Source organism: Gloeotrichia echinulata CP02, assembly GCA_038087035.1.
GTDB classification, from domain to species: Bacteria; Cyanobacteriota; Cyanobacteriia; order Cyanobacteriales; family Nostocaceae; genus Gloeotrichia; species Gloeotrichia echinulata.
On sequence record CP051187.1, the window covers coordinates 900,999 to 922,320 of the forward strand.

Sequence of the window (21,322 nt, forward strand, 5' to 3'; positions counted from 1 at the left end):
CCCCTTTTAAGTATGCCTAGAATTGACTGGAATTGCCCGCAACTTTCTGGTCAATATTAAACTTGTTGCATAAGTGAACTAGCTATTTATGTTAATCCGTTCTGCTACACTAGCTGACGTACCGGCAGTTTTACCAATGGTTGCCAAGATTTGTGCTTTGCATGAAACTTGGGATTCTGCCAAGTATGGCTTTATTCCCCATCTTGAACAGCGTTATGAAAATTGGTTGGGGCGATTGGTACATAATGATCGTAGTGTGTTTGTCGTCGCTGAAGATCAAGGGCTACTTGTGGGGTTTATCGTGGCGACAGTTGAGCGAGAAATACCAATCTACCGATTACAGGAATTTGCTTTTATTCAGGATATCTGGGTCGAGCCAGAATATCGCCAACAAGGAGTAGCAAAGCAGATGGTAATGCTTACTGTTGAACGCTGTCAACAAATAGGTGTTCCACAAATTCGGCTCGATACCGCAGCGGTTAACGAAGCGGCGCGGCGGTTGTTTGCATCCTGTGGTTTTCGCATCAGCACTGTAGAAATGCTGATGGAATTTAATCAATATTGACGTGCTTCGTAGCGTAAAGCCTACGGCATAGCGTAGCGTAAAGCGACGTACGAGCGTCTTTTGGATTGACCCCGACCACAAGGGGCAAACAATTTTAGATTTGGGATACTGAGCGAAGTCGAAGTATCCCAAATCTAAAATTCGGAGGGTCAAGAGTCAAGGCTCAAGATGGGACTCTTGACTCCTAACTAGCTAACAGAGTTTTTTCTAGAGGAGTCCAACGGAAAGTGCGATCGCCTCCTCTTTCAATTACTACTTTCACACGCGGTTCCAATTTGGGCAAAGTCGCTAAGTACTCAATTTCCTCATCAGAAAGAATATGTCCCTCAATAATCCACAACACTAGCCCCTTTGATTTTGGTGGTAGCTGTTCTAGGTTATAGTTGAGAATCGGTGGCACATAGTAGACAGAACCTACTGCCGCACCACCCGTACTCTTTTTACCCAAATGAGGCGGTCTGACTCCATGTACACCAGTAAGATAGGCAGCCACATCCCCTAGTCCCCTAGCCGTAATGTGGAGAGAGACATAGCCAGCTGCACGTAGTCGGCGGCGATACCGACCTTCATACCCCCCTTCCAAGGGTACGTATACACCTAATGACCCCAATTTTTCCAATTCGCGAATGAAGGTGTTGCCAGTGGTTATTAGTGCCATAGATTTCCGTCTTATCTTACTTAATATATATCTATTATTTACTGTCAAACGATAGATTAAGTTCAACCACTAACTTATAACTTATATAGATTAGATTCCAGGGCATTGGTCCTTGGGAGTTCTGCCCGCTCTGTAAAAAATACTTGACAAAAATAAATAGATAACTTATATTATTAGATTGTGACCATGTGTGCAAATTAGATTGCCCTTTTAATCTCATTCTGAGTCGGTATCACCATCAACGGCTGATAACGTCAACTACCTACACTGACCAATGGTTGTGTGTAGGCTTACAAGAATCAGCTTGTAACTAAGAGATGACTAGCTCACAAACCATTACCTGACACGTACTTCCAGATGTTTCCCTAGTCTGGACTATTTACAAACTACCTGATTAGTAGTGCTTGCAGAAAGGACATTTTGGTAGTGGTGAGCTAAGGGACTTACAACTTGCACGAAAGGATTATCTCCATGATTCGTGTATAAAAGATTGGTTGTTTTGTCGCTGTCCTCCTCCCTCTTCTTGCTGTGCAAGAAAATGGTCACAGGAAGCGACAAAACAACCCCGCAATTCCTCCCGACACCGAATCAAAGATTACGGTGTGGAACTCCTTGCGGGTTTAGTTGACTCCAAAGCAGATAAGTCTAGTCCAGAATGACCACAGACTGGTAAACTAAAAAAGCTTTCATGTCAATCAGGCGCTTATGGCTGACAAAAAATCAAGCCAATCCTAAGCTCCAGAAAAAGATCACTCATGTAGCCCCTGCAAACCAGGCAAAACCTGAAGCTATAGTTTATAGTTTAAGGTGAAGTAGAAACTGAGCAGTAATGTTGGTTCATGGCATTACATCAGCCTCGGTTAATGGATACTGGGCGGAAAGCAGCCGCTTAAGTCCAACTACAACACGGCAGTCGCCCACAGCGCTGCCTCCAGAAAGTGCCTTAGCAATAGCTTGGACGAAAGCATTGCTGCACGAAGCGCAGAGCTATTAAGCCTTGCCTTGATTTCTGCCCTATGCCACTCGTAACTTCTAGTTAGGAGTTTGGTTTCTCTACATTTCCATAAATGAATTTTGTGTGAAATGACAATTGAAGTGTGTTCAACACATTTAAGCAGCCGTCGGTGCGCCGGATGCTATAAACGCCTGTGAAGAACTTGTAAGTCCTGGATTACCCCAGGTGAAGATCGTTAAAACAGGAATCACACAACTTAGTAGTAGTGTGAGGTTCCATCCAGAAGTATTTCCTTCCCATTGGGAAGGCGCTTGTGGCTATTGTGGTGAAGAACTGAAAGTCAGCGGATTCACCAAACAGTTAACAGAAAACTTATTGTGTGACCGAGAATTTGGAGTGGGTGACACCAGTCCAAGATAGGCTCGTCCAGCCTCAACCTTGGTCAATCAAGCCTGTTTTCATGAGTACGTACCAAAGGTCAGCAAGTAGATTAAGGAGAACCAGTTACTGTGTCTGTAGGTATTCTCGGCACCAAGCTGGGCATGACCCAAGTATTTGACGAAGCAGGAGTAGCAATTCCTGTCACAGTTATTCAAGCTGGACCATGCACCGTTACCCAAATTAAAACGAAACAGACCGACGGTTACGCCGCCATTCAAGTTGGATTTGGCGCAGTCAAACCGAAGGCGTTAAACAGACCACTGCTGGGTCACTTGGCCAAATCCTCAGCCCCAGCATTACGTCACTTAAATGAGTACCACACTGATACTCCAAATGATTATGCTTTAGGACAAGAGATTAAAGCAGATCTTTTTACTGTTGGTCAAATTGTCGATGTAGTCGGTACAAGTATCGGACGCGGTTTTGCCGGTAACCAAAAGCGCAACAACTTTGGCCGAGGACCCATGTCACATGGTTCCAAAAACCATCGAGCGCCCGGTTCCATTGGTGCAGGTACAACACCAGGACGTGTCTATCCCGGTAAGCGGATGGCTGGACGTTTAGGTGGTACCCGCGTCACAATTCGCAAATTGACCATAGTGCGAGTAGACCTAGAACGCAATTTATTGCTAATTAAGGGAGCCATTCCAGGTAAGCCGGGGTCTTTAGTGAACGTTTTGCCTGCAAAAATAGTTGGTAAATAGTCATTAGTCATTAGTCATTAGTCATTAGTCATTAGCTAAGGACAAATGGCAAAAGACAAATGACAAAAGACAAATGACAAAGGACAAGAGACAAAAATGGTTGAAAGTGCAGTAAAAAATTGGCAAGGAGAGCAAGTCGCACAGACGACCTTTGAATTGCGAGTTGCTAAAGAAGAAACAGCGGCGCATATTGTACACCGCGCCCTGATCAGACAATTGACCAATTCTCGTCAAGGAACCGCCAGCACCAAAACTCGTTCAGAAGTAAGAGGCGGTGGTCGCAAACCTTGGCGACAAAAAGGTACTGGTCGCGCCCGGGCTGGGTCGATTCGTTCACCACTGTGGCGTGGGGGCGGTGTCATCTTTGGACCCAAACCCAGAGACTTTAACCTGAAATTAAACCGCAAAGAGAGAAGATTAGCACTGCGGACAGCCTTTGTAAGTCGGATTGATGATTTGATTGTCGTAGAAGAATTTAACGAACAACTATCACGCCCGAAAACCAAAGAGTTAGTGGGAGCTATGACTCGTTGGGGAGTAGAACCACAAAGCAAAACATTGTTAATATTGCCTGCTTTGGCAGATAATTCTAATGTTTATTTGTCAGCCCGCAACGTAGAAAATTTAAAACTAATAGCAGCTGACCAGCTAAATGTTTACGATTTGCTGCACGCTGACAAAATTGTAATTACAACATCAGCCCTAGAAAAAATTCAGGAGGTCTACAGTGCCTAACTTTGACCCCCGTAACCTCGCTGACTTAGTACGTCGCCCAATTGTCACCGAAAAGGCGACCATCCTCATGGAGCAGAATAAATACACCTTTGAAGTCATCCCAAAGGCCACCAAAACACAAATCAAAGCAGCAATCGAAGACTTATTTCAAGTCAAGGTTGTCAAAATAAATACCGCCAATCCGCCCCGTAAAAAAAAGCGCGTTGGTAGATTTATTGGTTACAAGCCGCAATATAAGCGAGCCATTGTTACCATCGCCCCAGGGGACGTAGACAAGGTTAGACAAGTCCTATTCCCAGAGCTTTAGTTTAACTCCCAACTCCCAATTCCTAACTCCTAACTCTAAATTATGGGTACTCGTTCTTATCGCCCCTATACCCCCAGTACTCGCCAAGTTACAATCTCTGACTTTGCGGAAATTACTAAAACCGAGCCGGAAAAATCCCTCACGGAATACGTACATCGTCCCAAAGGTCGGAATAATCAAGGGCGGATAACCAGCCGTCGTCGGGGTGGCGGCCACAAACAGCTTTATCGGATTATCGACTTTAAAAGAGATAAGCGCGATATTCCTGCTAAAGTAGCGGCAATTGAATACGATCCCAATCGCAATGCGCGGATTGCCCTATTGTTTTATGAAGATGGTGAAAAACGCTACATTCTCCACCCAAACGGGTTGAAAGTTGGCGCTACAGTCATTGCAGGACCAAATTCGCCTTTTGAAGATGGTAACGCCTTACCTCTGTCTAATATTCCCCTGGGTACTAGTGTTCACAACGTCGAACTCAAGCCAGGTAAAGGCGGTCAAATTGTCCGTTCTGCTGGTGCGACCGCCCAAGTTGTGGCAAAAGAAGGTAGTTACGTCACACTCAAGTTACCTTCCGGAGAAGTCCGCATGATTCGGCGTGAATGCTACGCCACCATCGGCCAAGTAGGAAACACCGACGCCAGAAACCTGAGTGCAGGTAAAGCCGGACGTAATCGCTGGAAAGGTCGCCGTCCCAAGGTCAGAGGTAGTGTGATGAACCCTGTAGACCACCCACACGGCGGTGGTGAAGGTCGGGCGCCCATCGGTAGACCAGGCCCTGTGACACCTTGGGGTAAACCTACTTTGGGTGCAAAAACACGCAAACCCAAGAAAGCCAGCAGCAAATTGATTGTACGTCGTCGTCGCAAATCTTCTAAACGCGGTCGCGGTGGACGTGAATCTTAATTAAAGAGTTAGGAGTTAGGAGTTATTAGTTATTTCTAACTCCCAACTACTCACTCCTAACTGCTAATTATTAAATCCAAAATCCAAAAACTATGGGTCGTTCACTAAAAAAAGGTCCTTTTGTCGCCGATCATTTGCTTACCAAGCTGGAAAAGCTGAACGCTAAAAACGAAAAACAAGTTATTAAAACTTGGTCGAGAGCTTCGACAATTTTGCCACTCATGGTAGGTCATACTATCGCTGTTCACAACGGACGCCAACACGTTCCAGTTTTTGTCAACGAGCAAATGGTCGGACACAAATTGGGAGAATTTGCTCCCACCCGCACCTACAGGGGTCATGGGAAAAGTGACAAAAAATCAGGTAGGTAGTCATTAGTAATTAGTCATTAGTCATTAGTCATTGGTCATTAGTTATGGACTTTGGACAAATGACAAATGACAAAGGACGAATGACAAAATTGGAGAAAAATATGGCAACTGATACTACTGAAGTCAAAGCGATAGCTCGTTTTATCCGCATTTCTCCCTATAAAGTGCGTCGCGTACTCGATCAAATTCGGGGGCGGTCGTACAGAGAAGCGCTAATTGTCTTGCAATTCTTGCCCTATCGAGCTACCGAACCAATATTGAAGGTTCTCAGAAGTGCGGCGGCTAATGCCGAGCATAACGCTGGATTAGACAGGGCTGACTTGATAATTACTCAGGCATATGCGGATCAAGGTCCGGTATTAAAACGGTTCCAACCCAGGGCACAGGGGCGAGCTTACCAAATTCGCAAGCCGACGTGTCATATCACCGTCGCCGTTGGCGCCGCCGCTAAATAGGCACAGACACAGGAAAATTGCGTAAAGTAAGAAATTTTAGAGGCAGCATTTGTGGGACAGAAGATACATCCAGTTGGTTTTCGCCTGGGTATTACGCAAGAGCATCAATCCCGTTGGTTTGCTGTTCCTGCACGCTATCCAGAGCTTCTCCAAGAAGACCACAAACTCCGTCAATACATAGAAAAAAAACTCGGTAGACTCGCGCAAAACAACGCCGGCATTTCCGAAGTGCGGATTGAGCGCAAAGCCGACCAAATCGACCTAGAAGTACGCACAGCTAGACCAGGGGTAGTCGTAGGTCGTGGTGGACAAGGTATCGAATCATTACGTACCGGACTCCAAGAATTGTTGGGTAGCAATCGCCAAATTCGGATTAACGTAGTTGAAGTCCAACGAGTTGATGCCGATGCTTACTTGATTGCTGAGTACATCGCTCAACAATTGGAACGCCGCGTTTCCTTCCGCCGGGTCGTGCGCCAAGCTATTCAACGTGCCCAACGTGCGGGTATTCAAGGGATTAAAATCCAAGTCAGTGGACGGCTCAACGGTGCAGAAATCGCCCGGACAGAGTGGACACGTGAAGGTAGAGTACCTCTACACACCTTACGGGCTGACATTGACTACTCTTACTGCACAGCCAAAACCGTTTACGGCATTCTGGGGATCAAAGTGTGGGTGTTTAAGGGAGAAATCATCCCCGGACAGGAAGAAATAGCACCACCACCAACATCACGCGATCGCGACCGTGGAGACCGTGACCGTGGAGACCGTGACCGCGAACCTCGTCGTCGTCAACAACAACGCCGTCGTCAGCAATTTGAAGACCGCTCCAATGAAGGATAAACAGTTATTGGTCATTAGTCATTAGTCATTAGTCATTAGTAAATGGCAGATGACAAGTGACAAATGACAAATGACAAGTGACAAATGACTAATGACAAATGACAAGTGACAAATCATGTTAAGTCCTAGAAGAACTAAATTCCGCAAACAACAGCGCGGACGGATGGAGGGTCTAGCCTCCCGTGGTAGCTCACTGAATTTTGGCGATTTTGCCCTCCAAGCTCAAGAACCTGCTTGGATTACCTCCCGTCAAATTGAGGCTTCCCGTCGAGCCATGACCCGTTATATCCGCCGGGGTGGACAAATCTGGATTCGGATTTTCCCTGATAAACCTGTAACCATGCGTCCCGCTGAAACTCGGATGGGTTCCGGTAAAGGTTCCCCAGAGTTTTGGGTAGCGGTAGTCAAGCCAGGACGCATTATGTTTGAAATCGGTGGCGTAAGTGAAGAAATCGCCCGTGAAGCTATGCGCCTGGCTGCGTACAAGCTACCGATTAAAACCAAATTTATTGTCCGCTCTCAACCACAAGAGCAGGAACAGGAACAGGAACAGGAACAGGAGTAGGTTATGGCTCTTTCTAAAATTGCAGAAGCTAGAGAATTAAGTGACGAAAAACTGGCTCAGGAAATTGTTGGTGTTAAAAGACAACTATTTCAGTTGCGCTTGCAAAAAGCCACCAGACAACTAGAAAAACCTCACCAGTTTAAACACGCAAAACATCGCCTCGCCCAATTGTTGACCGTAGAAACAGAACGCAAACTGGCGACTAGTCAATCAGACCAAGAACAAAAGTAGGAGATTATGGCAATCAAAGAACGAGTCGGCTTGGTAGTGAGCGACAAAATGCAAAAAACCGTGGTCGTCGCTATCGAAAACCGCGCTCCTCATCCCAAATACGGCAAAATTGTCGTTAAAACCCAACGCTATAAAGTCCACGACGAAGAAAATAAATCGAAAGTAGGCGATCGCGTTCGGATTCAGGAAACCAGACCCCTGAGTAAAACCAAACGCTGGCAAATTATCGAAATCCTCAACGTCAAAGCTACAAGTTAATAGTTGTTAACCAAATAACAACTTTCCAAGGGAGATAAATTGTGATACAACCCCAATCCTACCTGAATGTCGCAGATAATAGCGGTGCCCGCAAACTGATGTGCATCCGCGTATTAGGCGCAGGTAACAGCCGTTATGGATTTATCGGCGATCGCATTATTGCCGTCGTTAAAGATGCTACACCTAACATGGCAGTAAAAAAATCCGATGTGGTCGAAGCGGTAATTGTGCGTACACGCCACAATATCCGTAGAGACAGTGGGATGACCATTCGCTTTGACGATAACGCCGCAGTCATCATCAACAAAGACGGAAACCCCAGAGGAACACGCGTCTTTGGACCAATAGCACGGGAACTGCGCGATAAAAACTTCACCAAAATTGTTTCCCTCGCGCCGGAGGTGCTGTAATGGCAAAACAGCCGCTACCCAAAGTATTTTATAAAATGCACGTCAAAACTGGCGACACAGTGCAAGTGATTGCTGGCAAAGACAAAGGTAAAGTTGGTGAAGTCATCAAAGCACTTCCCCAAGTAAGTAAAGTCATTGTCAAAGGTGTCAATATAAAAACTAAGCACATGAAACCCCAACAAGAAGGGGAATCAGGACGGATCGTCAACCAAGAATACCCGATCCATAGTTCCAATGTCATGCTATATTCCACCAAGCAAAACGTCGCCAGTCGCGTATGCTATACCTTCACAGCAGAAGGCAAGAAAGTGCGGAAGCTCAAAAAAACTGGCGAAATTCTCGATAAATAGTCATTGGTCATTAGTCATTTGTTATGAATAGTTATATAAATGACAAAAGACAAAAGACAAAGGACAAAATTTGTTCCCTGACCAAGCCCAGGGATAATCAGGACAAAAAACTATGGCCACAACAAGACTCAAAAATTTATACCAAGAGACAATCGTCCCCAAACTGACAAATCAGTTTAATTACACCAACGTTCATCAAGTACCGAAGGTGGTCAAAATCTCTGTTAACCGAGGTTTGGGAGAAGCGGCTCAAAATGCTAAGTCGCTGGAAGCGTCTCTAAACGAAATCGCTGTAATTACTGGTCAAAAACCATTAGTTACGCGGGCGAAAAAGGCGATCGCTGGCTTTAAAATTCGTCAAGGTATGCCGGTTGGCATCATGGTAACCCTCAGAGGGGAACGGATGTATGCCTTTCTCGACCGACTTGTGAGCTTAACACTACCCAGAATTCGAGACTTTCGCGGCGTTAGCCCTAAAAGCTTTGACGGTCGCGGAAACTATACTCTCGGTGTCAGAGAACAGCTCATTTTTCCAGAAATCGAGTACGACAACATCGATCAAGTCCGTGGTCTAGATATTTCCATCATCACCACAGCGAAAACCGACGAAGAGGGCCGCGCCTTACTTAAAGAATTGGGTATGCCCTTTCGCGATCAATAAGTTCATCTAAAGAGGGAACGATGGCGGCTAACGATACAATTGCAGATATGCTGACGCGCATCCGCAATGCCAATTTGGCGAGGCATCAAACCACACTAGTGCCTGCGACAAAACTCACCCGTAGTATTGCTAAAGTGTTGCGGGAAGAGGGGTTTATTGCTGAAGTTGAAGAATCAGGAGAAGGGATACAGTGCAATCTGGTGATTGCCCTTAAATATAAGGGTAAAAATCGTCAGCCTTTAATCACTGCTCTCAAGCGGGTCAGTAAACCAGGTTTGCGTGTTTATTCTAATCGAAAAGAACTACCCAGAGTCCTGGGTGGCATCGGCATTGCCATTATTTCTACATCCAGTGGGATCATGACCGACCGCGAAGCACGGCGTCAGAACTTGGGTGGTGAAGTGCTTTGCTATGTTTGGTAGTTATTAGTCATTTGTCATTAGTCATTTGTCCTTAGTAAATGACAAAGGACAAAGGACAAATCACAAAGGACAAATCACAAAGGACAAAAAATCATGTCTCGTATTGGTAAACGTCCAATTACAATTCCCGCCAAAGTCCAAGTGGCGATTGATGGGACAAAGATTGTAGTCAAAGGCCCAAAAGGCGAACTTTCTCGCGTTCTAGCTACTAATGTCATCGTCTCCCAAGAAGGAGAGATATTACAGGTAACCCGTCGCGATGAAACTCGCACATCTAGACAACTGCACGGTTTGAGCCGTACCTTAGTAGCCAACATGGTAGAGGGCGTGTCCCAAGGTTTTCAACGTCGGTTGGAAATTCAAGGGGTTGGTTATCGGGCACAACTACAAGGGCGTAACCTAGTTTTGAATATGGGTTACAGCCATCAGGTACAAATTGAGCCACCAGAAGGAATTCAATTTGCCGTAGAAAATAACACTAACGTTATAGTCAGTGGCTATGACAAAGAAGTAGTAGGTAACACAGCCGCGAAAATTCGCGCCGTTCGTCCACCAGAACCTTATAAAGGCAAGGGTATTCGCTACGCCGGTGAAGTGGTCAGACGTAAAGCTGGTAAGACTGGTAAGAGTGGTAAGAAATAAACATGAAACTTACTCGTAGAGAATCAAAATATCGCCGCCATCGGCGCGTGCGTGGTAAAGTAAACGGTTCCCCAGAACGTCCACGGTTAGCTGTATTTCGCTCTAATCAGCATATTTATGCTCAGGTAATTGATGATACCCAGCATCAAACCATCGTCTCAGCCTCAACCTTAGAGCCAGATTTGAAATCTAGTTTAGCCTCCGGGGCTAACCGCGATGCATCAGCACAAGTCGGTAAGTTAATTGCGGCGCGATCGCTCGAAAAAGGCATCACCAAAGTAGTATTTGATCGTGGTGGCAATTTATATCACGGTCGCATCCAAGCCCTGGCTGATGCAGCACGTGAAGCTGGTTTAGAGTTCTAAAGTCATTAGTCATTGGTCATTAGTCATTAGTTATTGGTCATTGGTCATTAGTCATTAGTCATTGGTCATTAGTCATTGGTCATTAGTTCAACGACAACTGACAAAGGACAACTGACAAAGGACAACTGACAAAGGACAACTGACAAAGGACAAAGGACAAAGGACAAAGGACAACTGACAACTGACAAATGAGAGATAATTATGGCAACTGGTCGTCGTAAAGCTAACCGGGCAAAGAAAGAAGAAACAACCTGGCAAGAACGGGTGATTCAGATCCGACGGGTGAGTAAGGTCGTCAAGGGAGGTAAAAAACTCAGCTTCCGTGCGATCGTTGTCGTCGGTAACGAACGCGGTCAAGTTGGAGTTGGTGTAGGTAAAGCCTCGGATGTAATTGGTGCCGTCAAAAAAGGCGTAGCCGATGGCAAAAAACATCTCATTGATATCCCCATCACCAAATCTAACTCCATCCCCCACCCCATTGATGGTACCGGTGGTGGTGCTAAGGTCATGATGCGACCAGCTGCACCAGGTACTGGTGTAATTGCCGGTGGCGCTGTGCGGACTGTATTGGAATTAGCCGGAGTCCGTAACATTTTAGCCAAGCAACTCGGCTCCAACAATCCGCTCAACAATGCTAGAGCCGCAGTCAACGCCCTATCTACCTTGCGTACCTTGAGCGAAGTCGCTGAAGACCGAGGCATTCCCATTGAAAATCTGTACATTTAACTAGTCATTTGTCCCAAGTCAGTAGTCCTTTGTTCTCAGTAATGACAAATGACAAGAGTCAAGGGTCAAGAGTCAAGGGTCAAGAGTCAAGGGTCAAGGGTCAAGAGTCAAGGGTCAAGAGTCAAGGGTCAAGAGTCAAGGGTCAAAAGTAGTTACCAATGACAACCGACAACTGACAACTGACAACCGACAACTGACAACCGACAACTGACAACTGACAACCGACAACCGACAACCGACAACCGACAACTGACAACTGACAAATGACAAATGACAAATGACAAAGGACACATTAACTTATGAGACTTGAAGATGCCAAGCCCCAAAAAGGCTCAAAAAAACGCCGGCGCCGTGTAGGTAGAGGTATTTCTGCCGGTCAAGGTGCAAGCGCAGGTCTAGGTATGCGCGGTCAAAAATCTCGTTCTGGTAGCGGTACTCGTCCTGGGTTTGAAGGTGGTCAACAGCCATTGTACCGCCGCCTCCCGAAGTTGAAAGGCTTTCCGGTTGTGAATCGGAAGATTTACACTACGATTAATGTAGAGAAGTTAGCTTCCCTGTCTCCTAATACAGAAGTAACTTTGGATTCCTTAAAAACAGCAGGTATCCTCACTGCTAGCAAGGGTCCATTGAAAATTTTGGGTAATGGGGAATTGAGTGTTCCACTCAAGGTGCAAGCAGCAGCTTTCACAGGTCAAGCTCGTAGCAAAATAGAGGCGGCTGGAGGTAGTTGCGAAGTCGTATAGTGGAGCAACAACAGCGCACTTAAATGTCAGCCAACTTGCTTCCAGTGCCTGGTTCACTATAAAGGTAGCACTTTATGATCAGTCGAGACAAAGCCCCAACGGCTCAAGAAACTTTTATGCAGATGGCGCAAGCAGCTGGACTGAGAGGTAGGCTGCTTGTCACTGTGGGTATTTTAATTTTGGTTCGCTTGGGCATCTTTTTGCCTGTACCAGGGATTGATAGACCTAGGTTTGCAGAAGCCATCTCAGGCAATAATTCCATATTCGGTTTATTGGATATATTTTCCGGGCGGGGACTTTCGACTTTGGGAGTCTTTGCTTTGGGGATTTTGCCCTTCATTAATGCGTCTATTATCATCCAATTGCTCACGGCGGCCATCCCATCTTTAGAAAATTTACAAAAAAATGAGGGCGAAGCAGGTCGGCGGAAAATTTCCCAAATTACTCGCTATGTCTCTGCTGGTTGGGCTGTCATTCAAAGTGTGGCTTTTTCGGCTTTGTTCTTACAGCAATTTGCTAAGACACCAGGTCCGTTATTTGTAGCCGAAACGGCGATCGCTCTGACTGCTGGTTCCATGTTCGTTATGTGGGCATCGGAACTGATTACAGAACGTGGTATTGGTAATGGAGCATCATTGTTGATTTTTGTCAATATTGTCGCTTCCCTCCCAAAATCTTTGGGCGATACTATCGATTTGGTGCAAGTTGGCGGTCGGGAAACAGTGGGTCGTGTAGTTGTCCTGGTATTGGTCTTCCTGGCGACAATTGTCGGGATTGTCTTTGTCCAAGAAGGTATCCGCCGTATCCCCATTATTTCAGCTCGTCGCCAAGTTGGTCGCCGCGTTTTGGCTGAACAACGTAGCTACCTCCCACTACGGCTCAATTCTGGTGGTGTGATGCCAATTATTTTTGCAGCAGCCATCCTCAGTTTGCCACTTTTAATCGCCAATTTTACCAAAAATCCCGAAGTGGCGAATATCGTTAACACTTATCTGAGTCCCGGTGGCTCTCAGGCTTGGGCTTATGCTTTGGTGTACTTGGTTTCCATTGTTTTCTTCAGCTACTTCTATTCTTCGTTGATTGTCAACCCCGTGGATGTGGCGCAAAACTTGAAGAAAATGGGTTCGAGTATTCCCGGGATTCGTCCTGGTAAAGCAACCAGTGAGTATATCGAGCGCGTGATCAATCGATTGACTTTCTTGGGTGCAATCTTTTTGGGCTTTGTGGCTATTATCCCCACCGCTGTCGAAAGTGCATTGGGAGTCCCAACTTTTAAAGGATTGGGTGCTACCTCTTTGTTAATTCTAGTTGGTGTGGCAATTGATACAGCTAAACAAGTCCAAACCTACGTTATTTCTCAGCGCTACGAAGGAATGGTGAAACAATAGTGACCCGATTAATCTTCTTGGGACCACCTGGATCTGGTAAAGGAACGCAATCTCAAATCTTGGCTCTTTACTTGAATATTCCCCATATTTCTACGGGTGAGATATTAAGACAAGCAATGATTGACCAAACTGCTTTGGGAATTAAAGCTCAAAGTTATGTTGATAGCGGTGAGTTAGTTCCTGACCAGCTAGTGCAAGACTTGGTTCAGGAGCGTCTGAGTCAACCAGATGCACAATCTGGCTGGATTCTCGATGGCTTTCCACGCAAAGTGACTCAAGCAACTTTTCTGGAGTCACTATTGCAAAAAACCAATCAAGGTGGTGAAAGGGTAGTTAATCTTGATGCTCCAGATGAGATTGTGGTAGAACGGTTACTCGCCAGAGGCCGAAAAGACGACAGCGAAGAGGTGATTCGTCGTCGTTTAGAAGTTTACCGCGATGAAACAGCACCCTTGATTGATTATTATCGCCACCGCCAAAACCTGCTTACGGTTAATGGTAATCAATCCCCAGAAGATGTCACAAGCGAACTGAAAAACGTCATCGCCTCGTAGCTTGATTTGGGAGTCGGGAGTAGCAAAGTTGTGAATTTTGAGTATTGGTTGTGCATGAACAATTATTCAACTCCTAACTCCTAACTCCTAACTCCTAACTCCTAACTCCTAACGCTTTCCCCACTCTCCCTCTAGAGAGAATGAATCAAAATTTTCGCTAAGATATATTAATAACCTGTTGATATTTTTTGTAAAATGTGTTCTCTTGCAGGTGAAGGTACTGCAAAAGAATTGGAGATTGTTGAGTTGAGGAAAAAATAAATTGTCTAAGCAAGATTTGATTGAGATGGAAGGTACGGTAACAGAGTCATTACCCAATGCGATGTTTCGCGTTGACTTGGATAATGGCTTTAACGTCCTAGCACACATTTCTGGTAAAATTCGCCGCAACTACATTAAGATTTTACCTGGCGATCGCGTCAAAGTTGAGTTAACCCCCTACGACCTGACAAAGGGTAGAATTACCTATCGATTGCGAAAGAAGTAAGCTTATGTAGAGAATTTTACCACAAAATAACTTTTTTGGGTGTTCCCTAGTCATTTTAACTGACTATTTTCCCTGGAAATGCTATAATTCACTATTTGGAGTCAAGTGCCGAAGGTATGAAAGTCCGAGCATCAGTCAAAAAAATCTGTGAAAAGTGTAACGTGATCAAACGTCGTGGTCGCGTCATGGTGATTTGTGTTAACCCCAAGCACAAACAACGTCAAGGATAGCACTCTGACCAAACCTAGTGTAGTGCGACACAAACACACACCATACACAATCTAAAGAAATGCGATTAATCGCATTTTGTCAACACCAATTGCCAGCACAAGAGGGAGAGATTCATTGTGGCACGTATTGCCGGAGTAGACCTGCCACGCGATAAGCGCGTTGAGATTGGTCTAACATACATCTACGGAATTGGGTTATCTCGGTCGCAAGACATTTTAGCGACTACAGGTGTCAACCCAGACACCAGAGTTAAAGACTTAAGTGATGCCGATGTCGCAGCCCTACGCGGCGAAATAGAAACCAACTATGAAGTTGAAGGCGACTTGCGGCGCTGGGAAGCAATGAACATCAAGCGATTGATTGACATTGGCACCTACAGGGGTCGTCGTCATCGCATGGGCTTACCAGTCAGAGGACAAAGAACTCGCACTAATGCCAGAACCCGGCGCGGTAGAAGGCAGACAGTGGCTGGGAAGAAGAAAGCCCCAGGTAAATAAACACTCTTTGCTTGCACTGAGCAAGTTCTACCCTAAAATCACTACACAAATATGGCCAGACAACCAACTAAAAAGACCGGCAGCAAAAAGCAAAAACGAAACGTACCTAACGGACTGGCTTACATCCAGTCTACTTTCAACAATAGCATTGTCACCATTACCGATCAAAACGGCGATGTCATCTCTTGGGCTAGTGCCGGTTCTAGCGGTTTTAAAGGGGCAAAAAAGGGAACCCCCTTTGCAGCTCAAACCGCTGCTGAAAGCGCCGCCCGTCGAGCTATCGACCAAGGTATGCGCCAAATTGAGGTCATGGTCAGTGGACCTGGAGCTGGTAGAGAAACTGCCATTCGGGCACTCCAAGGGGCAGGACTAGAAATTACACTGATTAGGGATATTACCCCAATTCCTCACAATGGTTGTCGTCCGCCCAAGCGCCGCCGAGTTTAAACAAAATTCGGGGACAGGGTCAGAAGTTTTAGCTACAGCAGCCCCTCTTGGGTATCAGCTTTAGCTTACGGGGGAAGACCGGTAAACTTCCCACAACCCCAAAGAAAACCAAAACCAAAACCAAAACAAAATATTATCAGCGCCTGTGGGCTAAATAGGGGCATCCAACTTTACCAACGTTGCATCTTGGCAGTTAGATTGACCTCAATGAAGCTCTCAGCGCATTAAGTAAATTAGGGAGGCATTGATTTGCCTGCTAGCAGCACCTTAAAGCAAGGGAGGCTACTCCGTGGCGCAGTTTCAGATTGAATGTGTAGAGTCTAATACCGAGGAAAGTCGGAGTCATTACAGTAAATTTGTCCTAGAACCTCTGGAACGCGGTCAAGGAACAACAGTGGGTAACGCTTTGCGGCGGGTTTTATTGTCCAATCTCGAAGGGACAGCCGTAACAGCAGTAAGAATTGCCGGCGTTTCCCACGAATTTGCCACAGTTCCAGGTGTGCGGGAAGATGTGCTAGAAATCCTCATGAAAATGAAGGAAGTCATCCTCAAAAGCTATTCCTCCCAACCCCAAATAGGTCGATTACTCGTTAATGGACCTTCGACCGTCACAGCAGCACACTTTGATTTACCAAGTGAAGTAGAAATCATCGATCCCACCCAGTATGTAGCCACCCTAGCAGAGGGCGGCAAACTGGAAATGGAATTTCGGATTGAGAAAGGTAAAGGGTATCGCACGGTAGAGCGAGGACGCGAGGAAGCCACATCATTGGACTTTCTGCAAATCGACTCCGTATTTATGCCGGTGAGAAAAGTTAACTATAGCGTCGAGGAAGCCCGTGGGGATGGCTCCATCACCAAAGACAGACTATTGTTAGAAGTTTGGACAAATGGTAGCATCTCACCCCAAGAAGCACTATCCTCGGCGGCAGGAATTCTGGTAGATTTATTCAACCCCTTGAAAGATATCTCCCTAGAACCAACAGATCTCGGCTCGGATCTTCCCGACGACCCCACCGCCCAAATTCCCATCGAAGAATTACAACTTTCTGTACGGGCTTATAACTGTCTCAAGCGGGCACAAGTTAACTCTGTCGCCGACTTGTTGGATTACACCCAAGAAGACCTGTTAGAAATTAAAAACTTTGGTCAGAAGTCGGCTGAAGAGGTAGTAGAAGCTTTACAGCGCCGCTTAGGCATTACCCTACCCCAAGAAAGAAGCTCGAAACACAGTTAAGCCAAAACCGTTTGTAATTCATAGTCCATCATTATGCGTCACCGTAATCGGATCAAAAAACTCAGTAAACCAACTGACCAGCGTCGCGCTTTGTTACGCGCACTCACCACCGAGGTGATCCGTCATGGCCGGATCACCACCACTTTAATCAGAGCAAAAGTATTGCGCAGTGAAGTGGAAAAAATGATTACCCTAGCCAAAAATGGCTCCTTAGCAGCACGCCGAGAAGCTTTAGGCTACATCTATGACAAAACCCTCGTTCATGCATTGTTTGAGCAAGCTCCCACTCGGTATGCTAATCGCCAAGGGGGTTATACTCGCATCCTGCATACCGTACCGCGTCGCGGTGATCATGCTGAAATGGCCATAATTGAATTGGTTTAAGTCAAGGGTCATTGGTCATTAGTCATTGGTCATTGGTCATTAGTTATTGGTCATTAGTAAATGACAAAGGACAAAGGACAAAGGACAAATGACAAAGGACAAAGGACAAATGACAAAGGGCAAATCTCTATGATAGAAAGCCACCAGTCTACGGAAACTCACAGAGTAGCCCTGGTAATTCAATACCAGGGTACTGGTTTTCATGGCTGGCAAAGGCAAAAACACCAGCGGACAGTCCAAGAAGAGATAGAAATAGCGATCGCCAAAAACCTTGGGTATCATGTGACACTACACGGTGCCGGGCGTACCGATGCCGGAGTTCACGCCGCTGCTCAAGTAGCCCATTTTGAAGCCACGGGTTTAATTCCATCTGATAAATGGGCAACGATTCTTAATAGCTATCTCCCCAAAGATATATTAATCAGGGCTTCGGCTGGTGTTAGTGACCGTTGGCACGCTCGCTTTAGCGCCGCCTATCGACGGTATCGTTATACACTCTACACTGAAGATAAACCGAACTTGTTCGTTATACCCTTCAGTTGGCATTATTATTATGCACCCCTGGATGAATCCTTAATCCAAGCTGCCTTGACACCTCTGCAGGGATTGCATGATTTAGCTGCTTTTCATCGCGCCGGCTCAAAGCGATCGCATTCTTGGGTTCAAGTGCAAGCAGCAGAGTGTTATCGCAGTGGGCCATTCATCCATATTGAAATTCAAGCAGATGGATTTTTGTATGGCATGGTGCGACTCTTGGTAGGGATGTTGGTACAAGTAGGTTCAGGACAGCGCCCTTTGGCTAGCTTTACAGAACTCTGGAAAGAACAACGCCGGGAAGAAGTCAAACACGCCGCACCTCCCCAAGGCTTATGCTTATTGCGAGTCGGCTATCCAGAATTTCCCTTTCCTAGAGAGATTTGGTACGACACCCTACCAAAGTTCCACATTAGTCAATAGTCATTGGTCATTAGTAAAGACTTTGGACAAATCACTAATGACAAAGGACAAAGGACAAATAACAAAGGACAAAATAACTAATGAACAAAACATACGTTCCTCCTCAAGAATCCCTTGAGCGTGAGTGGTACATAGTAGACGCCACCGACAAACGCCTCGGTCGCCTCGCCAGCGAAATCGCCATGATCCTGCGAGGCAAAAATAAGGCAGAATATACTCCACACCTCGATACCGGTGACTTCGTGATTGTCATCAATGCCGAGAAAGTGGCAGTCACAGGCAAAAAACGTACCCAAAAACTCTACCGTCGCCATTCTGGGCGTCCCGGTGGGATGAAAACAGAAACCTTCAGCAAGCTGTTAGATCGCGTACCAGAAAGGATTTTAGAACAGGCTATCAAAGGGATGCTACCTAAAAATAGCCTGGGTAGGCAATTGTTTACTAAGCTGAAAGTCTACGCAGGTCCTACCCATCCCCACGAAGCTCAAAAACCCAAAGAACTCAACATTAATACAATTCCGGGAGCAGAAAGCTAATGGTAGCAGTAGTAGAAAGCAATAGCGGGCGCGCTGTTTACTGGGGGACTGGTCGTCGCAAGTCCGCAGTTGCACGGGTACGCCTGGTTCCAGGTGAAGGTAAGCTAATTGTCAATGATAAGGACGGAGAATTGTACTTCCAATTCAACGCCAACTACCTCGGAGTAATCAGAGGTCCTCTAGAAACTCTGGGACTAGAAAACGAATACGACATTTTGGTAAAAGCTGAAGGCGGTGGCTTGACCGGTCAGGCTGATTCTATTCGTCTGGGAGTCGCCCGCGCCTTGTGTCAACTAGACCCAGATAACCGTCCACCTTTGAAAACCGAAGGCTACCTAACTCGCGATCCTCGCGCCAAAGAACGGAAAAAGTACGGTTTACACAAAGCCCGCAAAGCTCCTCAGTACTCGAAAAGATAAGCGATTGGGGATTGGGAATTGGGGATTGGGGATTGGGAATTGGGGATTGGGAATTGGGGATTGGGAATTGGGAATTGGGGATTGGGGATTGGGAATTGGGGATTGGGAATTGGGAATTGGGGATTGGGGGAGAAGTTTTAGCTTCCGAACTCAAAACTTCGACTTCCGAACTCAAAACTTCGACTTCCGAACTCAAAACTTTGACTTCCGAACAAGAAACTTCGACTTCTGAACAAGAAACTTCGACTTCTGAACAAGAAACAAAGAAGCGGTCAGATTGACCGTGTTAGCCTGTGGACTGGATAGTGCCGACACTTCCTAGTCGTTGCAGGAAGAAAAAGCGGACATTTGTTAGCATTTGTTAGCTTTTTTGGATCGGCAACTGAAAGTTATAATTTTTCATAGATTCACCACGAAAAAAACAATGGCAAAACCTGATATCCATCCCAAGTGGTATCCAGAAGCTAAAGTGTACTGCAACGGTCAAGTTGTGATGACTGTAGGCTCCACCAAGCCAGAATTGCACGTAGATGTTTGGTCTGGAAATCACCCATTCTATACTGGCACTCAGAAGATTATTGACACTGAGGGTCGAGTTGAACGCTTCCTCCGCAAATACGGTATGTCTGGCGAGCAACCTACTGGCGGTAAAAAGAAAAGGTAGCGGGTTGGCTCTGCTGTTAACGACGGCCCTGCATCTGCTGGGTCGATTGTCATGTAATGCTTGAGCCAATTTGTTATTTTAAGGAGCGTTGCACTCATTATGGCTGAAACATACCTGCTGGAGAAACTTAAATCTGTTGAACAAACCTTTAATGAATTGACTCGTCGCCTGGCTGACCCTGATACTGCTAAAAACCCCGATGAGTATCAAACAATCGCCAAGGCTCGTTCTTCTTTTGAAGAGGTAGTCAATACCTATGAAACTTGGAAAATAGCCCAGGAAGAATTGGTAGGGGCGCGTCAGGTACTCAAAGAAGCAAATAGCGATCCTGAGTTGCAAGAAATAGCAGCCCTGGAAGTCGAGGAACTAGAGCAGAAGCTGGATTACTTAGAAACTCGCTTGAAGGTTTTACTGCTACCCCGCGATCCCAATGATGATAAAAACATTATGTTGGAAATTCGCGCTGGTACTGGCGGTGATGAGGCGAGTATCTGGGCTGGCGATTTGCTGCGGATGTATTCCCGCTATGCTGATGTTCAGGGTTGGAGAGTGAAGCTAGTCAGTGAATCTCTGGGTGAAATGGGCGGCTTCAAAGAGGTGATTCTGGAAATTCAAGGTGACAGCGTTTACAGCAAGCTGAAGTTTGAAGCTGGAGTGCATCGCGTACAGCGCGTACCGGCTACTGAAGCTGGGGGACGGGTTCACACCTCGACAGCTACAATAGCAATCATGCCAGAGGTGGATGACGTGGAAATCCACATTGATCCCAAGGATATTGAAATGACTACGGCTCGTTCTGGGGGTGCTGGTGGTCAAAACGTCAACAAGGTGGAAACTGCTGTTGACTTGATGCACAAGCCTACAGGTATCCGCATTTTCTGTACAGAAGAACGCAGCCAGTTACAGAACAAAGAACGGGCGATGCAAATTTTGCGGGCGAAACTGTACGAAATCAAGTTGCGTGAACAACAAGAAGCTGTAACTTCGATGCGGCGATCGCAAGTGGGTACAGGATCGCGCTCAGAAAAAATTCGCACCTATAATTATAAAGATAACCGGGTGACTGACCACCGTCTAGGTCAGAACTATTCCCTTAATCCTGTATTAGAAGGCGATTTAGAGACAGTTATCCAATCTTGTATCTCCCAAGACCAACAGGAACGGTTAGCAGAACTCGCTGCTTCTGGTGCTACCAACTAATCTCGCTG

The 21,322-nt window shown here is 46.0% G+C and carries 36 protein-coding genes; 34 read left to right on the forward strand and 2 right to left on the reverse strand.

Annotated features, from left to right (window positions below; translation table 11 throughout):
• Positions 1-88: 88 nt before the first annotated feature.
• Positions 89-565 (forward strand): GNAT family N-acetyltransferase, encoded by a 477-nt coding sequence (locus tag HEQ19_03980; GenBank protein ID WYL98799.1) that lies wholly within the window; start codon positions 89-91, stop codon positions 563-565.
• A 184-nt stretch (positions 566-749) separates the two neighbouring features.
• On the opposite strand, the gene HEQ19_03985 is transcribed toward HEQ19_03980, so the two are convergent.
• The gene (locus HEQ19_03985; GenBank protein ID WYL98800.1) at positions 750-1,223 is read right to left on the reverse strand and encodes an NAD(P)H-quinone oxidoreductase subunit N; all 474 of its coding nucleotides are present in this window, start codon (positions 1,221-1,223) and stop codon (positions 750-752) included.
• 1,180 nt (positions 1,224-2,403) lie between these two features.
• Here HEQ19_03985 and HEQ19_03990 point away from each other — a divergent pair.
• The 18 genes from HEQ19_03990 to rpsE all read left to right on the forward strand — a co-directional run bounded on the left by HEQ19_03990 (position 2,404) and on the right by rpsE (position 11,570).
• Positions 2,404-2,598 carry a hypothetical protein gene (locus HEQ19_03990; GenBank protein ID WYL98801.1) on the forward strand — a complete coding sequence of 65 codons (195 nt, stop codon included), beginning with the start codon at positions 2,404-2,406 and terminating at the stop codon, positions 2,596-2,598.
• Between the two features lie 89 nt (positions 2,599-2,687).
• On the forward strand, positions 2,688-3,323 hold the full coding sequence (rplC, locus tag HEQ19_03995; GenBank protein WYL98802.1) for a 50S ribosomal protein L3: 636 nt from the start codon (positions 2,688-2,690) through the stop codon (positions 3,321-3,323).
• 96 nt (positions 3,324-3,419) lie between these two features.
• On the forward strand, positions 3,420-4,058 hold the full coding sequence (gene rplD / locus HEQ19_04000; protein ID WYL98803.1) for a 50S ribosomal protein L4: 639 nt from the start codon (positions 3,420-3,422) through the stop codon (positions 4,056-4,058).
• Positions 4,051-4,365, forward strand: a complete 315-nt coding sequence (locus tag HEQ19_04005) for a 50S ribosomal protein L23 (GenBank protein ID WYL98804.1) — start codon at positions 4,051-4,053, stop codon at positions 4,363-4,365. The genes rplD and HEQ19_04005 overlap by 8 nt, the downstream gene beginning before the upstream one ends.
• 42 nt (positions 4,366-4,407) lie before the next feature.
• On the forward strand, positions 4,408-5,271 hold the full coding sequence (gene rplB / locus HEQ19_04010) for a 50S ribosomal protein L2 (GenBank protein WYL98805.1): 864 nt from the start codon (positions 4,408-4,410) through the stop codon (positions 5,269-5,271).
• 92 nt (positions 5,272-5,363) lie between these two features.
• A complete protein-coding gene (gene rpsS / locus HEQ19_04015; protein WYL98806.1) occupies positions 5,364-5,642 on the forward strand; it encodes a 30S ribosomal protein S19 in 279 nt (92 codons plus the stop codon).
• A 101-nt stretch (positions 5,643-5,743) separates the two neighbouring features.
• Positions 5,744-6,097: a 50S ribosomal protein L22 gene (rplV, locus tag HEQ19_04020; GenBank protein ID WYM03245.1), complete on the forward strand. Its 354-nt coding sequence runs from the start codon at positions 5,744-5,746 to the stop codon at positions 6,095-6,097.
• Between the two features lie 51 nt (positions 6,098-6,148).
• The gene (gene rpsC / locus HEQ19_04025) at positions 6,149-6,940 is read left to right on the forward strand and encodes a 30S ribosomal protein S3 (protein ID WYL98807.1); all 792 of its coding nucleotides are present in this window, start codon (positions 6,149-6,151) and stop codon (positions 6,938-6,940) included.
• Positions 6,941-7,055: 115 nt separating this feature from the next.
• A complete protein-coding gene (rplP, locus tag HEQ19_04030) occupies positions 7,056-7,505 on the forward strand; it encodes a 50S ribosomal protein L16 (protein WYL98808.1) in 450 nt (149 codons plus the stop codon).
• A gap of 3 nt (positions 7,506-7,508) precedes the next feature.
• Positions 7,509-7,736, forward strand: coding sequence for a 50S ribosomal protein L29 (rpmC, locus tag HEQ19_04035; protein ID WYL98809.1), 228 nt, complete (start codon positions 7,509-7,511; stop codon positions 7,734-7,736).
• 6 nt (positions 7,737-7,742) lie between these two features.
• Positions 7,743-7,994 carry a 30S ribosomal protein S17 gene (rpsQ, locus tag HEQ19_04040; GenBank protein ID WYL98810.1) on the forward strand — a complete coding sequence of 84 codons (252 nt, stop codon included), beginning with the start codon at positions 7,743-7,745 and terminating at the stop codon, positions 7,992-7,994.
• Between the two features lie 41 nt (positions 7,995-8,035).
• The gene (gene rplN, locus HEQ19_04045) at positions 8,036-8,404 is read left to right on the forward strand and encodes a 50S ribosomal protein L14 (protein ID WYL98811.1); all 369 of its coding nucleotides are present in this window, start codon (positions 8,036-8,038) and stop codon (positions 8,402-8,404) included.
• The gene (gene rplX, locus HEQ19_04050; protein WYL98812.1) at positions 8,404-8,754 is read left to right on the forward strand and encodes a 50S ribosomal protein L24; all 351 of its coding nucleotides are present in this window, start codon (positions 8,404-8,406) and stop codon (positions 8,752-8,754) included. The genes rplN and rplX overlap by 1 nt, the downstream gene beginning before the upstream one ends.
• 112 nt (positions 8,755-8,866) lie before the next feature.
• A complete protein-coding gene (gene rplE / locus HEQ19_04055; GenBank protein WYL98813.1) occupies positions 8,867-9,415 on the forward strand; it encodes a 50S ribosomal protein L5 in 549 nt (182 codons plus the stop codon).
• A gap of 20 nt (positions 9,416-9,435) precedes the next feature.
• Positions 9,436-9,837 (forward strand): 30S ribosomal protein S8, encoded by a 402-nt coding sequence (rpsH, locus tag HEQ19_04060; protein ID WYL98814.1) that lies wholly within the window; start codon positions 9,436-9,438, stop codon positions 9,835-9,837.
• 93 nt (positions 9,838-9,930) lie between these two features.
• On the forward strand, positions 9,931-10,479 hold the full coding sequence (rplF, locus tag HEQ19_04065; protein ID WYL98815.1) for a 50S ribosomal protein L6: 549 nt from the start codon (positions 9,931-9,933) through the stop codon (positions 10,477-10,479).
• Positions 10,480-10,481: 2 nt separating this feature from the next.
• Entirely contained in the window at positions 10,482-10,844 is a 363-nt protein-coding gene (gene rplR, locus HEQ19_04070) for a 50S ribosomal protein L18 (GenBank protein WYL98816.1), read from the forward strand.
• A gap of 201 nt (positions 10,845-11,045) precedes the next feature.
• Positions 11,046-11,570, forward strand: a complete 525-nt coding sequence (gene rpsE / locus HEQ19_04075; GenBank protein WYL98817.1) for a 30S ribosomal protein S5 — start codon at positions 11,046-11,048, stop codon at positions 11,568-11,570.
• Between the two features lie 152 nt (positions 11,571-11,722).
• Here rpsE and HEQ19_30665 read toward each other — a convergent pair whose 3' ends face one another.
• Positions 11,723-11,854 carry a hypothetical protein gene (locus tag HEQ19_30665; protein WZI67105.1) on the reverse strand — a complete coding sequence of 44 codons (132 nt, stop codon included), beginning with the start codon at positions 11,852-11,854 and terminating at the stop codon, positions 11,723-11,725.
• Between the two features lie 15 nt (positions 11,855-11,869).
• Between HEQ19_30665 and rplO the strand changes: the two genes are divergently transcribed.
• The 15 genes from rplO (at position 11,870) to prfA (ending at position 21,314) form a co-directional block, all read left to right on the forward strand.
• Positions 11,870-12,313: a 50S ribosomal protein L15 gene (gene rplO / locus HEQ19_04080; protein WYL98818.1), complete on the forward strand. Its 444-nt coding sequence runs from the start codon at positions 11,870-11,872 to the stop codon at positions 12,311-12,313.
• A 74-nt stretch (positions 12,314-12,387) separates the two neighbouring features.
• Positions 12,388-13,701: a preprotein translocase subunit SecY gene (gene secY, locus HEQ19_04085; GenBank protein WYL98819.1), complete on the forward strand. Its 1,314-nt coding sequence runs from the start codon at positions 12,388-12,390 to the stop codon at positions 13,699-13,701.
• Entirely contained in the window at positions 13,701-14,255 is a 555-nt protein-coding gene (locus HEQ19_04090) for an adenylate kinase (protein ID WYL98820.1), read from the forward strand. Before secY ends, HEQ19_04090 begins: the two co-directional genes overlap by 1 nt.
• A 262-nt stretch (positions 14,256-14,517) precedes the next feature.
• Positions 14,518-14,742 (forward strand): translation initiation factor IF-1, encoded by a 225-nt coding sequence (infA, locus tag HEQ19_04095; protein ID WYL98821.1) that lies wholly within the window; start codon positions 14,518-14,520, stop codon positions 14,740-14,742.
• A 116-nt stretch (positions 14,743-14,858) separates the two neighbouring features.
• Positions 14,859-14,972 carry a 50S ribosomal protein L36 gene (gene rpmJ, locus HEQ19_04100; GenBank protein WYL98822.1) on the forward strand — a complete coding sequence of 38 codons (114 nt, stop codon included), beginning with the start codon at positions 14,859-14,861 and terminating at the stop codon, positions 14,970-14,972.
• Between the two features lie 117 nt (positions 14,973-15,089).
• Positions 15,090-15,470: a 30S ribosomal protein S13 gene (gene rpsM, locus HEQ19_04105; GenBank protein WYL98823.1), complete on the forward strand. Its 381-nt coding sequence runs from the start codon at positions 15,090-15,092 to the stop codon at positions 15,468-15,470.
• A 51-nt stretch (positions 15,471-15,521) separates the two neighbouring features.
• A complete protein-coding gene (rpsK, locus tag HEQ19_04110) occupies positions 15,522-15,917 on the forward strand; it encodes a 30S ribosomal protein S11 (GenBank protein ID WYL98824.1) in 396 nt (131 codons plus the stop codon).
• A 289-nt stretch (positions 15,918-16,206) separates the two neighbouring features.
• Complete coding sequence (locus tag HEQ19_04115) at positions 16,207-17,154, forward strand: DNA-directed RNA polymerase subunit alpha (protein ID WYL98825.1); 948 nt, start codon at positions 16,207-16,209, stop codon at positions 17,152-17,154.
• A gap of 33 nt (positions 17,155-17,187) precedes the next feature.
• Positions 17,188-17,538 carry a 50S ribosomal protein L17 gene (gene rplQ, locus HEQ19_04120; GenBank protein WYL98826.1) on the forward strand — a complete coding sequence of 117 codons (351 nt, stop codon included), beginning with the start codon at positions 17,188-17,190 and terminating at the stop codon, positions 17,536-17,538.
• A 129-nt stretch (positions 17,539-17,667) separates the two neighbouring features.
• On the forward strand, positions 17,668-18,495 hold the full coding sequence (gene truA / locus HEQ19_04125; GenBank protein WYM03246.1) for a tRNA pseudouridine(38-40) synthase TruA: 828 nt from the start codon (positions 17,668-17,670) through the stop codon (positions 18,493-18,495).
• Between the two features lie 80 nt (positions 18,496-18,575).
• The gene (gene rplM / locus HEQ19_04130) at positions 18,576-19,031 is read left to right on the forward strand and encodes a 50S ribosomal protein L13 (GenBank protein ID WYL98827.1); all 456 of its coding nucleotides are present in this window, start codon (positions 18,576-18,578) and stop codon (positions 19,029-19,031) included.
• Positions 19,031-19,450, forward strand: a complete 420-nt coding sequence (rpsI, locus tag HEQ19_04135) for a 30S ribosomal protein S9 (protein WYL98828.1) — start codon at positions 19,031-19,033, stop codon at positions 19,448-19,450. The genes rplM and rpsI overlap by 1 nt, the downstream gene beginning before the upstream one ends.
• An 11-nt stretch (positions 19,451-19,461) precedes the next feature.
• On the forward strand, positions 19,462-19,731 hold the full coding sequence (locus tag HEQ19_04140) for a hypothetical protein (protein ID WYL98829.1): 270 nt from the start codon (positions 19,462-19,464) through the stop codon (positions 19,729-19,731).
• A gap of 143 nt (positions 19,732-19,874) precedes the next feature.
• On the forward strand, positions 19,875-20,114 hold the full coding sequence (gene rpmE, locus HEQ19_04145; protein WYL98830.1) for a 50S ribosomal protein L31: 240 nt from the start codon (positions 19,875-19,877) through the stop codon (positions 20,112-20,114).
• Positions 20,115-20,213: 99 nt separating this feature from the next.
• Positions 20,214-21,314 carry a peptide chain release factor 1 gene (gene prfA, locus HEQ19_04150; protein ID WYL98831.1) on the forward strand — a complete coding sequence of 367 codons (1,101 nt, stop codon included), beginning with the start codon at positions 20,214-20,216 and terminating at the stop codon, positions 21,312-21,314.
• Positions 21,315-21,322: the final 8 nt, after the last annotated feature.